This window comes from Streptomyces sp. NPDC104831, from assembly GCF_055583025.1.
Genome location: NZ_JBVJOT010000015.1, coordinates 127,336 through 140,672 on the forward strand (window position 1 = coordinate 127,336; position 13,337 = coordinate 140,672).

At 72.9% G+C, this 13,337-nt stretch carries 10 protein-coding genes; 7 read left to right on the forward strand and 3 right to left on the reverse strand.

Annotated elements, in window-relative coordinates:
* The first annotated feature begins 141 nt into the window (after positions 1-141).
* The gene (locus ACZ63H_RS13400; RefSeq protein ID WP_469864418.1) at positions 142-2,808 is read left to right on the forward strand and encodes a cellulose binding domain-containing protein; all 2,667 of its coding nucleotides are present in this window, start codon (positions 142-144) and stop codon (positions 2,806-2,808) included.
* A gap of 52 nt (positions 2,809-2,860) precedes the next feature.
* Here ACZ63H_RS13400 and ACZ63H_RS13405 read toward each other — a convergent pair whose 3' ends face one another.
* The 3 genes from ACZ63H_RS13405 to ACZ63H_RS13415 all read right to left on the reverse strand — a co-directional run bounded on the left by ACZ63H_RS13405 (position 2,861) and on the right by ACZ63H_RS13415 (position 4,743).
* Entirely contained in the window at positions 2,861-3,574 is a 714-nt protein-coding gene (locus tag ACZ63H_RS13405) for a hypothetical protein (RefSeq protein WP_469864420.1), read from the reverse strand.
* Between the two features lie 102 nt (positions 3,575-3,676).
* Positions 3,677-4,432, reverse strand: coding sequence for a class I SAM-dependent methyltransferase (locus ACZ63H_RS13410; protein WP_469864422.1), 756 nt, complete (start codon positions 4,430-4,432; stop codon positions 3,677-3,679).
* A 5-nt stretch (positions 4,433-4,437) separates the two neighbouring features.
* Positions 4,438-4,743 carry a 4a-hydroxytetrahydrobiopterin dehydratase gene (locus ACZ63H_RS13415; RefSeq protein WP_469864424.1) on the reverse strand — a complete coding sequence of 102 codons (306 nt, stop codon included), beginning with the start codon at positions 4,741-4,743 and terminating at the stop codon, positions 4,438-4,440.
* Positions 4,744-4,845: 102 nt separating this feature from the next.
* Here ACZ63H_RS13415 and ACZ63H_RS13420 point away from each other — a divergent pair, with 102 nt between their 5' ends.
* The 6 genes from ACZ63H_RS13420 (at position 4,846) to narI (ending at position 13,241) form a co-directional block, all read left to right on the forward strand.
* Entirely contained in the window at positions 4,846-5,682 is an 837-nt protein-coding gene (locus ACZ63H_RS13420; protein WP_469864426.1) for a helix-turn-helix domain-containing protein, read from the forward strand.
* Positions 5,683-5,785: 103 nt separating this feature from the next.
* Positions 5,786-6,649: a helix-turn-helix domain-containing protein gene (locus ACZ63H_RS13425; RefSeq protein ID WP_469864428.1), complete on the forward strand. Its 864-nt coding sequence runs from the start codon at positions 5,786-5,788 to the stop codon at positions 6,647-6,649.
* A 100-nt stretch (positions 6,650-6,749) separates the two neighbouring features.
* Positions 6,750-10,433 carry a nitrate reductase subunit alpha gene (locus ACZ63H_RS13430; RefSeq protein ID WP_469864430.1) on the forward strand — a complete coding sequence of 1,228 codons (3,684 nt, stop codon included), beginning with the start codon at positions 6,750-6,752 and terminating at the stop codon, positions 10,431-10,433.
* Complete coding sequence (narH, locus tag ACZ63H_RS13435) at positions 10,433-12,028, forward strand: nitrate reductase subunit beta (RefSeq protein ID WP_469864432.1); 1,596 nt, start codon at positions 10,433-10,435, stop codon at positions 12,026-12,028. The genes ACZ63H_RS13430 and narH overlap by 1 nt, the downstream gene beginning before the upstream one ends.
* The gene (narJ, locus tag ACZ63H_RS13440) at positions 12,028-12,522 is read left to right on the forward strand and encodes a nitrate reductase molybdenum cofactor assembly chaperone (protein WP_469864434.1); all 495 of its coding nucleotides are present in this window, start codon (positions 12,028-12,030) and stop codon (positions 12,520-12,522) included. Before narH ends, narJ begins: the two co-directional genes overlap by 1 nt.
* Entirely contained in the window at positions 12,519-13,241 is a 723-nt protein-coding gene (gene narI / locus ACZ63H_RS13445; protein ID WP_469864436.1) for a respiratory nitrate reductase subunit gamma, read from the forward strand. Before narJ ends, narI begins: the two co-directional genes overlap by 4 nt.
* Positions 13,242-13,337 lie beyond the last annotated feature (96 nt).

Sequence of the window (13,337 nt, forward strand, 5' to 3'; positions counted from 1 at the left end):
GCTCCGCGTACCCGGCCCCGCCACAGGACGGCGGGGCCACCCGGGCCGGGCGGCCCCCGACCGCACAGGGGGGCCGCCCGGTCCGTCCGCATCCCACCTCCGTGACCTTGTCCAGACTCCGTCAGGAAAGGCAGCCCCACCGTGCGCAGAACCCGCATCCTCGTGGCCGCGTTCTCGCTGGCCGCCGGACTGCTCGCCGGCACCCCGCCCGCACTGGCCGCGGCCACGTCCGCCCCGCCCCTGGCCGCGGACACCTACACCTGGAAGAACGCCCGGATCGACGGCGGCGGATTCGTCCCCGGGATCGTCTTCAACCGCACCGAGAAGAACCTCGCCTACGCCCGCACCGACATCGGCGGTGCCTACCGCTGGCAGCAGTCGACCAAGACCTGGACGCCGCTGCTGGACTCGGTGGGCTGGGACGAGTGGGGCCACACCGGCGTGGTGAGCCTCGCCTCCGACCCGGTCCAGCCGGACAAGGTCTACGCGGCCGTCGGGACGTACACCAACGGCTGGGACCCCACGAACGGTGCGGTGCTGCGCTCCGCCGACCGGGGCGCGAGCTGGCAGAAGAGCGACCTACCGTTCAAGCTGGGCGGCAACATGCCCGGCCGGGGCATGGGCGAGCGGCTGGCGGTCGACCCCAACAAGAACAGCGTGCTGTACCTGGGCGCGCCCAGCGGCAAGGGCCTGTGGCGGTCGACGGACTCCGGGGTGACCTGGTCGCAGGTGACGAGCTTCCCCAACCCCGGCGACTACCGGCAGGACCCGAGCGACACGAGCGGGTACGCGAGCGACAACCAGGGCATCGTCTGGGTCACCTTCGACGAGTCCACGGGCACCTCCGGGAGCGCGACGAAGACCCTCTACGTGGGCGTCGCCGACAAGGACAACGCGGTGTACCGCTCCACGGACGCGGGCGCCACCTGGACCAGGCTGGCGGGCCAGCCGACCGGGTACCTGGCGCACAAGGGCGTCCTGGACGCCGTGAACGGATACCTCTACCTCGCCTACAGCGACACGGGCGGCCCCTACGACGGCGGCAAGGGCCGGCTGCTGCGGTACGCGACGGCGACCGGCGCCTGGACCGACATCAGCCCGGTCGCGGAGGCCGACACCTACTACGGCTTCAGCGGGCTGACCGTCGACCGGCAGCACCCGTCCACCCTCATGGCCACCGCGTACAGCTCCTGGTGGCCGGACACCCAGCTGTTCCGGTCCACCGACAGCGGCGCCACCTGGACGAAGGCGTGGGACTACACGTCGTACCCGAACCGCTCCAACCGCTACACCATGGACGTGTCCTCCTCGCCCTGGCTGACCTTCGGCGCGAACCCGTCACCGCCCGAACAGGCGCCGAAACTGGGCTGGATGACGGAGGCACTGGAGATCGACCCGTTCGACTCCGCCCGGATGATGTTCGGCACGGGCGCCACGGTCTACGGCACCGAGGACCTCACGAAGTGGGACACCGGCGGGCAGTTCGGCCTGAAGCCGATGGTGCGGGGCCTGGAGGAGACGGCGGTCAACGACCTGGCCGCACCGCCCTCCGGCGGCGCCCGGCTGTTCAGCGCCCTCGGTGACATCGGCGGCTTCCGGCACACGGACCTGACCTCGGTCCCGTCCATGATGTACACCTCACCGACCTTCACCTCGACCACCGGCCTGGACTTCGCCGAGTCGGACCCGGACACGGTGGTCCGCGTCGGCGACCTGGACTCCGGGCCGCACATCGCGTTCTCCACGGACAACGGGGCCAGCTGGTTCGCGGGTCAGGACCCCTCGGGTGTCTCGGGCGGCGGCACGGTGGCGGCGGCGGCGGACGGCAGCCGGTTCGTGTGGAGCCCGGCCGGCACCGGCGTGCGGCACACCACGGGCTTCGGGACCTCCTGGGCAGAGTCCGCCGGCATCCCGGCCGGCGCGATCGTCGAGTCGGACCGCGTCGACGCGAAGACCTTCTACGGCTTCAAGTCCGGGAAGTTCTACACCAGTACGGACGGCGGGGCCACCTTCACCGCCTCCGCGGCCACGGGACTGCCGAGCGGGGACAGCGTGCGGTTCAAGGCGCTGCCCGGCACCGGGGGAGACGTGTGGCTGGCGGGCGGGGCGGCGGACGGCGCGTACGGGCTGTGGCACTCCACCGACGGCGGCGCGAGCTTCACCAAGCTGGCGAACGTGCAGCAGGCGGACACCGTCGGCTTCGGCAAGGCCGCGCCGGGCGCCTCGTACCAGACGCTCTACACCAGCGCGAAGATAGGCGGGGTGCGCGGCGTCTTCCGCTCCACGGAGAAGGGCGCGTCCTGGACCCGGATCAACGACGACGCCCACCAGTGGGGCTGGACCGGCGCGGCCATCACGGGAGATCCGCGGGTGTACGGCCGGGTGTACGTGTCGACGAACGGCCGGGGTGTCGTCTACGGCGACACCTCCGACACGAGCGGCGGAGGCGGGGACGGAGGCGGCGGCACGGACCCGCCGGTGCCCACGGGTGCCTGCACCGTCAGCTACAAGATCACCAATCAGTGGGCCGACGGCTTCCAGGCCGACGTGCGGCTGACCAACACCGGCTCGTCGCCCTGGAACGGCTGGTCCCTCGGCTGGACCTTCGCCGACGGCCAGAAGGTCACGCAGATGTGGAACGCCGGCTACACCCAGTCCGGCGCGACGGTCACGGTGGGGAACGCCGGCTGGAACGGCACCGTGGCGGCGGGCTCGTCGGTGTCCTTCGGCTTCACGGGCGGCCGGGCGGGTACGAACACCGCACCGGCCTCGTTCAAGCTGGGCGACCGGACCTGCGCGGTCGCCTGACGATCGGCCCGGCGGGGGTGCCGTCCACGAGCGGCATCCCCGCCGCGGCCCGCTACTTGACGGTGCCGGTGAAGATCGACGCCTCCGAGTCGAAGTCGGGGCTGACCTCGATCTGGATGAGCTTCTCCCCCTTGGGCAGTGCGCAGCCCCAGGGCACGTTCAGGGAGCGGCCGGGGAGCAGCTTGGTGTCCGGGCCGCCGTCCAGGCCCGCCTCGGAGTCGAACACCGAGTCGCTGCTCTCGCCGTCCTGTCCGTAGGAGCAGTTGACGGTGAGCTGGGTGACGTCGATGGCCTTCTTGCCGCCGTTCTTCACCTTGACGGTGAACTTCAGGTACGGCGTGTTCTCCGGCTCGGCGTACTCGCCGGTGACGGCCCGCTGGAGCCCGGAGAGGGCGACCTCGGTGTCCGGTTCGTAGACGGCGGTGTCGTCCAGGGCGTAGACCCCGTCCTCGTCGCCGGCGTCGCCGGCGTCCTCGTCCTCGGCGGCGTCCGCGTTCTCCGCGTCGTCGTCGGCCGCCGTCGCGTCCTCGTCGGCCTGGTCCGCGCCGTCGTCCGCGGCGGCGGTCTCGGTGACGGTCACGGTGGGCGCGGGCTTCGCCTCGGCGTCTCCGCTGACCCCCGCCGTGATCAGGGCCGAGACCGCGGCGGCGACGACGGCCGCCGCCACGGCGATGAGCGCGGTGCGGGATTTCCTCGGCGGTACGGGCGGCGGGGGGACCGGCGGTCCGTAGCCCGGCATGGGCGGTGGTGTGAAGTCGGTGCTCATGGGCCCCCCAGGGACGTGCTGTGTGATCTTCGCATCATCCCTTCTCCAAGCGGAATGTGAAAACCCTGTAATGGAATCGTGTCCCTGGCCGACGCCACGCCCTCAGGGCGCGCCCGGTGCCGCTTTCCGGAACGCCCGCACGTGGAAGACCGGGTCGGCGCGCGGGCGGTCCTGGCCGGGGAGGGCGGCCAGCCGGGCGGCCAGTTCCTCGGTGCGCGGCTCGCCCGGCGGCAGCAGGGTGAACCAGCCGCGGCGCAGATCGGCGATGGTGCCGCGGGGGCTGCGGCCCTGTCCGGGGCTGCGGAAGGAGCCGTGTCCGGCGGGGCGGAGCCCGTGCCGGGCGGCCTCGGCGGTGACGGTGCCGGGGGCGTCGGGCGCGGGCCGGCGCGGGCGGTCGGCGAGGACGGCGTCGATGTCGCTGCCGACGTCGTGCGCGGCGGCCTTGTCGACGGTGGTGACGTACACCCCGCCGGGCCGCAGCACCCGGGTGCACTCGGCGAGGACCGCGCGCAGGTCCCGGGGGTCGTACAGCAGGTGCAGCAGCCAGATGCTGGTGACGGCGTCGAACGCGCCGTCGGGGAACGGGAGTCGGCGGCTGTCGGCCCGGACGATCGCGCCGGGCAGCCGCGCCGCCGCCCGGCGGGCCATGGCGGGGGTGAGGTCGGCGCCGGTCACCCGCAGCCCGGGGCGCGCGGCGGCGAGCCGCCGGGTGACGGACCCGGTGCCGCAGGCGAGGTCGAGGAGCCGTCCGGGCCCGGGGGGTATCAGACCGAGGACGGCGTGTGCGGCGGCCTTCGCGCGGGCCTCGCCGCCGCGGGAGGCGTCGTAGTCGCCGGCTTCCTTCTCGTAGTCCAGCACATCGTTCAGTGTGCCCCGTGGCCTGGGGCGATGTCCTCCACCCTGCGGGCGAGTTCGAAGTCCTTGACGGTGAGCGCGCCCCCCGCGCTGTGGGTGTGCACCCGGAGGGACACCGTGTCGTAGCCGAGGGTCAGGTCGGAGTGGTGGTCCAGCTCGTCCTGGATGCCGGCGATGTGCACCACCAGCGCCGCGGCCGCGAAGTGCGAGCCCAGCCGGTAGGAGCGGCCGAGCCGTCCGTCCCGCACCGACCAGCCGGGCAACCCGGCCAGCCGGCCCTCGATCTCCTCCTGCGCCAGCGGTTCCACGGCCATGACCGTTCGCTCCCTTCCGTGCCGGGGGTACGCACCCAGCCTGCCACGCGGGCGCCACGAGCGGCGCACCGACGCGTGACCGCCTCGACTAGGGTCGCCTGCATGACGGTTGCCGCCTCCACTCCCCCCGTCCCCGCCGTCCCCGCCGTCGCCGCCGGCCGGAGTGTCGGCCCGTTGCTGCGCGCCTGGCGTGAGCGGCGCCGGATCTCCCAGCTGGAGCTGGCACTGCGTGCCGACTCCTCGGCGCGGCACATCAGCTTCATCGAGACCGGGCGGTCCCGGCCGAGCGAGGAGATGGTGCTGCGGCTGGCCGAGCGGCTCCAGGTGCCGGTGCGCGAGCGCAACGCGCTGCTGCTCGCGGCCGGTTACGCGCCGCGCTATCCGGAGACCCCGCTGGACGACCCGGCGCTGGACGCCCTGCGGGACGGGCTGGAGCGGCTCATCCGGGGCTACGAGCCGTACCCGGCGCTGGTGGTCGACGCCGGTTACACGGTCGTCGCCGCGAACCGGGGCATCGCCCTGCTGCTGGAGGGGGTACCGGAGGAGCTGATGACCCCGGCGCCGAACGCGATGCGGCTGACGCTGCACCCCAAGGGGCTGGCGCCGCGCATCCGGAACCTCCGGGAGTGGCGCGGGCATCTGCTGGCCCAGATGGAGCGGGAGATCGCCCTGCACCGCTCGGACCGGCTGCGCGCGCTGTACGAGGAGGTGGCGGCGTACCCGGTGCCGCCGGAGGAGCCCGGCGCCGAACCGGCGGAGCCGGTCCCGTACTTCGCGCTGCCGCTGCGCGTGGAGCACGCCGGGCGGGTGCTGTCGTTCGTGTCCTCGATCTCCACGTTCAACACACCGATGGACATCACGGTCGCCGAGCTGGCCATCGAGACCTTCCTCCCGGCGGACCGCGCGACCGCCGACCACCTGCGCGCCCTCGCCGGCTGACGGGTCCGGGCGCCTTCACCTCCCCCTCGGCCATATGTGCGAAAGCGCGATCGCATGACAGACTGCTGCCCGCGTTCATCGGCACGTAGGGGAGGACGTGGCTGTGAGTGAGCGGCGGGCCGCACCCACCGTGGGTCAGGTGGTGCTCGGCAAACGGCTGCAGGAGCTGCGGGAGGCCGCGGGGCTCAGCCGTGAGGAGGCCGCCGGGGTCCTCAGGGTGGCGTCGGCGACCGTGCGGCGGATGGAGACGGCCGAGGTCTCGCTGAAGATCCCCTACGTGCAGGTGCTGCTGACCGCCTACGGGGTGCCCGAGGAGGAGGCCGAGGCGTTCGTCCGGCTGGCCGAGGAGGCGAACCGGCCCGGCTGGTGGCAGCGGTTCCACGATGTGCTGCCGGACTGGTTCAGCCTGTACGTCAGCCTGGAGGGCGCGGCCCGGATCATCCGCTCCTACGAGCCGCACTTCGTGCCCGGCCTGCTCCAGACCGAGGACTACGCGCGGGCGGTGATGGAGGCCGGCACCATCGGGCACACCTCCCCGGAGACGGTCGACCGGCATGTGTCGCTGCGCATGGAACGGCAGCGGCTGCTGGACCGCGCCGACCCGCCCCACCTGTGGGTGATCATGGACGAGACGGTGCTCCGGCGCCCGGTGAGCACGGACCCGAAGGTGCAGCGCGGCCAGCTCGAACGGCTGCTGGAGTACGCCGAACGGGACCGGGTGACGCTCCAGGTCGCCGAGTTCGCGGCCGGCCCCCACCCGGGGACGTACGCGCCGTTCACGCTGTTCCGGTTCGCCGAGCCGGAGCTGCCGGACATGGTGTTCACCGAGTACCTGACCGGCGCGCTGTACCTGGACGGGCGCCGGGAGGTGGCCGCGCACCTGGAGGTGCTGGACCACATGACGGCCCGGGCCGCGTCCGCCCGGCGCACGCAGAAGCTGCTGCGGGAGTACCGCGAGCGCGTGTGACCCGGCCCGCCGCCCGGCGTGACCCGTACGGGTCTGCGGACAGGTGGCCTCCCGGGGCAGCCCCTAGGTTCTGAGTACGGGGTGAACCGAGGGAGCGCACGTGACCGACACGCGGAGACCGCCCAGGGAGCCCGGCGCCGCCCTGCTGGCCGCCGGCCGCTTCTTCCGGCCCGGCACGCCCACGCCCGACCTGCACGGCATCACCCTGACCGGCGGCCGGCAGGGGGACGCCTTCTACCGGGACCGGTGGAGCCACGACAAGGTGGTGCGCTCCACCCACGGGGTGAACTGCACCGGATCCTGCCGCTGGAAGGTGTACGTCAAGGACGGCATCATCACCTGGGAGACCCAGGAGACGGACTATCCGTCGGTGGGCCCGGACCGGCCCGAGTACGAGCCGCGCGGCTGCCCGCGCGGCGCCGCGTTCTCCTGGTACACCTACTCCCCCACCCGGGTGCGCTACCCCTACGTCCGGGGCGTCCTGCTCCAGATGTACCGGGAGGCGAAACAGCGCCTGGGGGATCCGGTGCTGGCCTGGGCGGACATCCAGAACGACCCCGAGCGGCGCCGCCGTTACCAGCGGGCGCGCGGCAAGGGCGGCCTGGTGCGGGCGCGCTGGGAGGAGGCGGTGGAACTGGTCGCCGCCGCGCAGGTGCACACCATCAAGACCCACGGCCCCGACCGGATCGCCGGGTTCTCCCCGATCCCGGCGATGTCGATGGTGTCGCACGCGGCCGGCGCCCGCTACCACTCGCTGATCGGCGCGGCGATGCTGTCGTTCTACGACTGGTACGCCGACCTGCCGGTGGCCTCCCCGCAGGTCTTCGGCGACCAGACGGACGTGCCGGAGTCCGGCGACTGGTGGGACGCCGCCTATCTGATCATGTGGGGCTCCAACGTCCCGGTCACCCGCACCCCGGACGCGCACTGGATGGCGGAGGCCCGCTACCGCGGCCAGAAGGTCGTGGTGGTCGCGCCGGACTACGCGGACAACGCCAAGTTCGCCGACACGTGGCTGCACCCGCACCCGGGCACCGACGGTGCGCTGGCCCTCGCGATGGGCCACGTGATCCTCAAGGAGTTCTTCGTCGACCGGGAGACGCCGTTCTTCACCGACTACGTACGGAAGTTCACCGACCTGCCGTTCCTCGTGACGCTCGCCGAGCGGGACGGGGCGTGGGTGCCGGCGAAGTTCCTGCGCGCCGACGGCATCGGCCGGGCCGGGGAGGGCGCGGAGTGGAAGACGGTCGTCCTGGACGAGACGACCGGCCGCGCGGTCGTCCCGGGCGGCTCCCTGGGCTTTCGCTGGACCGAATCCGACGAGGGCCGGTGGAACCTGGACCTCGGCGACATCCGGCCCCGGCTGAGCCTTTACGGCAGCGACGTCGCGGTGCCGGTGGAGGTGCTGCTGCCCCGGTTCGACACCGAGGGCGGGCCGCACGGACAGGGACGCGGCGAGGTGCTGCGGCGCAGCGTGCCGGCCACCCGGCTGGGCGGCGCGGACGGCCCGCTGGTGACGACCGTCTACGACCTGCTGCTGGCCCAGTACGGGGTGGGCCGGCCCGGGATGCCCGGCGACTGGCCCGCCTCCTACGACGACGACAGCGTGCCGGCCACCCCCGCCTGGCAGGCGACGCACACCTCCGTCCCGGCCGCCCAGTGCGTGCGGATCGCCCGGGAGTTCGCGCGGACCGCCGAGCGCTCCCGGGGCCGCTGCATGATCATCATGGGGGCTGGCACCAACCACTGGTTCCACTCGGAGACGATCTACCGCGCCTTCCTGGCCCTGCTCCAGCTCACCGGCTGCCAGGGCCGCAACGGCGGCGGCTGGGCGCACTACGTGGGCCAGGAGAAGTGCCGCCCGGTGACCGGCTGGGCGACGCTGGCCGCCGCGTCCGACTGGTCCCGCCCGCCCCGGCAGGCGATCGGCACCGGGTACTGGTACCTGCACACCGACCAGTGGCGCTACGACCGCTTCGGCGCCGACGTGCTGGCCTCGCCGCTCGGCGAGGGCCGCTTCACCGGGATGACCGCCGCGGACTGCCTGGCGCTGTCCGCCCGCGCGGGCTGGATGCCGTCGTACCCCACCTTCGACCGCAACCCGCTCGACCTCGGCGCGGAGAGCGGCGATCCGGTGGCGAAGGCGGTGGCCGGGCTGCGCGCGGGCACCCTGAAGTTCGCCTGCGAGGACCCGGACGCCCCGGAGAACTGGCCGCGCGTGCTGACCCTGTGGCGGGCCAATCTGCTGGGCTCGTCGGCCAAGGGTGCCGAGTACTTCACCCGGCACCTGCTGGGCACCCACTCCTCGCTGCGGGCCGAGGAGGCCGCGCCCGGCGAGCGCCCGCGGGACGTGGCCTGGCGGGAGCGGGCACCGGAGGGCAAGCTCGACCTGCTGCTGTCGCTGGACTTCCGGCACACCTCCTCCACGCTGCTGTCGGACGTGGTGCTGCCGGCGGCGACCTGGTACGAGAAGCACGACCTGTCCTCCACCGACATGCACCCCTTCATCCACTCCTTCACCCCGGCCGTGGACCCGCCCTGGCAGGCCCGCACCGACTTCGACACCTTCAAGGCGCTCGCCGAGAAGCTGAGCGAGCTGGCGGTGCACCACCTGGGCGTCCGCCGGGACCTGGTGGCGAGCCCGCTCCAGCACGACACCCCGGGCGAGATCGCCCAGCCGGGCGGCGTGGTGCGGGACTGGAAGCACGGCGACTGCGAGCCCGTACCGGGCAGGACCCTGCCGAACCTGACCGTCGTGGAGCGCGACTACACCGCCGTCGGCGCCAAGTTCGCCGCGCTCGGCCCGCTGGTGGAAGAACTGGGCCTCGCCACCAAGGGAGTCGCCCTGCGCCCGGACGTGGAGGTCGCGCGGCTGCGCGAGTCGAACGGCACCGGCTTTCGGGGACGGCCGTCGCTCGACACGGCCGTGAAGGCGGCGAACACCATCCTCGCCCTGTCCGGCACCACCAACGGGCGCCTGGCCACCGAGGGTTTCCGCACGCTGGAGCGGCGCACCGGGCAGCGGATGGCCCATCTCGCCGCCGAGCACGAGGGCAAACGGGTCACGTACGCCGACACCCAGGCGGCGCCCGTGCCGGTGATCACCTCGCCGGAGTGGTCGGGCAGCGAGTCCGGCGGCCGGCGCTACACGGCCTTCACGCTCAACACCGAGCACGGCAAGCCCTGGCACACCCTCACCGGCCGCCAGCACTTCTTCCTCGACCACGACTGGATGCACGAACTCGGGGAGGCGCTGCCGGTGTACCGGCCGCCGCTGGACATGCACCGGCTGTTCGGCGAACCGCGCCTCGGAGCGGACGGCCAGCGGGAGGTGACGGTGCGGTACCTCACCCCGCACAACAAGTGGTCGATCCACTCCGAGTACCAGGACAACCTGTTCATGCTGGCCCTCTCCCGGGGCGGGCAGACCATCTGGATGTCCCCGCAGGACGCCGACGCGATCGCGGTGCGGGACAACGACTGGGTGGAGGCGGTCAACCGCAACGGCGTGGTGGTGGCCCGCGCGATCGTCTCCCACCGGATGCCGCCCGGCACCGTCTACATGCACCACGCGCAGGAGCGCACGGTGAGCGTGCCGAAGACGGAGACCACCGGGATGCGCGGCGGCGTCCACAACTCCCTGACCCGGCTGCTGCTCAAGCCGTCCCATCTGATCGGCGGCTACGCCCAGTTGTCCTGGGCGTTCAACTACCTGGGCCCGACGGGGAACCAGCGCGACGAGGTGACCGTGATCCGGCGCCGCGGCCAGGAGGTCGAGTACTGATGCGCCCGATGGCCCAGATCGCGATGGTGATGAACCTCGACAAGTGCATCGGCTGCCACACCTGTTCGGTGACCTGCAAGCAGGCGTGGACCAACCGGCGCGGCATGGAGTACGTCTGGTTCAACAACGTGGAGACCCGCCCCGGGCAGGGCTATCCGCGCCGCTACGAGGACCAGCGAAAGTGGCGCGGCGGCTGGGAGCTGAACCGGCGCGGCGCGCTCAGGCTCAAGGACGGCGGCCGGTTCAGGAAGCTCGCCGGGATCTTCTCCAACCCCCGGCTGCCCGAGATCAAGGACTACTACGAACCCTGGACGTACGAGTACCGCAACCTCACCGACGCCCCGCTCGGCGACGACTACCCGGTGGCCCGGCCGGTGTCGGCGATCACCGGCGGGCCGATGAAGATCGAGTGGTCCTCGAACTGGGACGACAACCTCGGCGGCGCCCCCGCCTACGGCGACCTGGACCCCGTGGTCGAGCGCCTGCGCGAAGAGGCGTCGCAGAAGGTGCGGTTCGCCTACGAGCAGGCGTTCATGTTCTACCTGCCGCGGATCTGCGAGCACTGCCTGAACCCGTCATGCGTGGCCTCCTGCCCGTCCGGGGCGATGTACAAGCGGGCCGAGGACGGCATCGTCCTGGTCGACCAGGACCGCTGCCGGGGCTGGCGGATGTGCGTGACCGGATGCCCGTACAAGAAGGTGTACTTCAACCACGCCACCGGCAAGGCCGAGAAGTGCACCCTGTGCTACCCGCGGATCGAGGTCGGCCTGCCGACGGTGTGCTCGGAGACCTGCGTGGGCCGGCTGCGCTACCTCGGCGTGCTCCTCTACGACGCCGACAAGGTGACCGCCGCGGCCTCGGCGCCGGACGAGAAGGACCTGTACGAGGCCCAGCTGGGGGTGTTCCTCGACCCGGACGACCCGGCGGTGCTGCGCGCCTGCGAGGACGCGGGCATCCCGCGCGACTGGACCGAGGCCGCCCGGCGTTCCCCGGTGCACGCCCTGATCAGCCGGTACCGGGTGGCGCTGCCGCTGCACCCCGAGTACCGGACGATGCCGATGGTCTGGTACATCCCGCCGCTGTCGCCGGTCGTGGACGCGCTGGCCGAGACCGGGCACGACGGGGAGGACGCGGGCAATCTGTTCGGCGCCATCGACACCCTGCGCATTCCGCTGGAGTACCTGGCGGAGCTGTTCACGGCGGGCGACACCGGGCCGGTGCGGGCGTCGCTGGAGAAGCTCGCCGCGATGCGCTCCCACATGCGGGGCGTCAACCTCGGCGAGGTGCCGGACCCCGCGATCGCCGCGTCGGCCGGCCTGCGCCCGGCCGACGTCGAGGCCCTGTACCGGCTGCTGGCGATCGCCAAGTACGAGGAGCGGTACGTCATCCCGACCGCCGCCCTCGGGGACGCCCGCCGGCTGGAGGAGTCGGCGGTGCCCGGCGAGTGCAGCCTCGACGTCGCGGGCGGCCCCGGCATGGGCGGCGACGGCCCGTTCGGCCGGGACTCCGGCCGCCGGCGGCTTCCGCTGGTGTCCGTGGAGAACTTCCACCTGCTGCGCAGACGGCAGACCTCGGACGACGCGGAGGACGCCTGATGCCCTCGGACACGGTGCTCTACCAGGCGGCGGCCCTCTGCCTGACCTACCCGGACGACGACCTGATCGCCCGGCTGCCGCTGCTGCGCGAGGCCGCCCCGCAACTGCGGGAGTTCGCCGACCACGCGGCCCTCACCCCGCTCCTGGACCTGGCCGCCCACTACGTGGAGGTCTTCGACCTCAAGAACCGGCACAGCCTGTACCTGAGCTGGTGGCAGGACGGCGACACCCGGCGGCGCGGGATGTCCCTGGTGCGCTTCAAGGACGTCTACCGCCGGCACGGCCTGGAGTTCAGCGGCGAGGAACTGCCGGACTTCCTGCCGGCGGTGCTGGAGTTCACCGCGCGGACCGGCGACACCGGCCTGCTGACCGAACACCGCGCCGGGCTGGAGCAGTTGCGCACCCGGCTGACCGCCTGCGGCACACCGTACGCGGGCGTCCTGGACGCGGTGTGCGCCGCCCTGCCCGCCTCCCGACCGGGGGTACGCCGATGACCGTCCTCCTGTGGGGCGCCCTGCCCTACATCGCCTTCGCCCTCCTGGTGGCCGGCCTCGTCTGGCGCTACCGCTACGACAAGTACGGCTGGACCACCCGCTCCTCCCAGGTGTACGAGTCCCGGCTGCTGAACATCGCCTCCCCGGTCTTCCACTACGGCATCCTGTTCGTGCTGGCCGGACACCTGGTGGGGCTGTTCGTGCCGGTGTCCTGGACACGGGCGTTCGGGGTGGGCGAGCACACCTACCACCTGCTGTCGCTGTACGGCGGGACGGCGGCCGGGGCACTGGCGGTGGCCGGGATCGGGCTGCTCGTCTACCGCCGCCGCACCCGCGCACCCGTCTTCCGGGCCACGACGGCCAACGACAAGGCGATGTACCTGCTGCTGCTCGGCGCGATCGTGCTCGGCATGGTCGCCAAGCTGACGCACACCGGTGGCAACGGCTACGACTACCGGCACACCATCGCCCCCTGGGCGCGCAGCCTGTTCACGCTCCGGCCGCGGACGGAACCGATGACGGGCGTGCCGGTGCTGTACCAGGCGCACGCGGTGGTCGGCATGGTGCTGATCGCGTTCGTGCCGTACAGCCGGCTGGTGCACATGTTCAGCGCGCCGGTGCGGTACCTCTTCCGGCCGTACGTGGTCTACCGGACCCGGGACCCCCGGCAGCTCGGCCCGCGCCCGGAGCGGCGCGGCTGGGAGCGCCTGGGCGGCTGAGCCCGCGCACACCGCGGGGGGGGGGGGGGGCGGGGGGGGGGGGGGGGGGGGGGGGGGGGGGGGGGGGGGGCGGAGGGGGGGGGGGCGGGGGGAGCG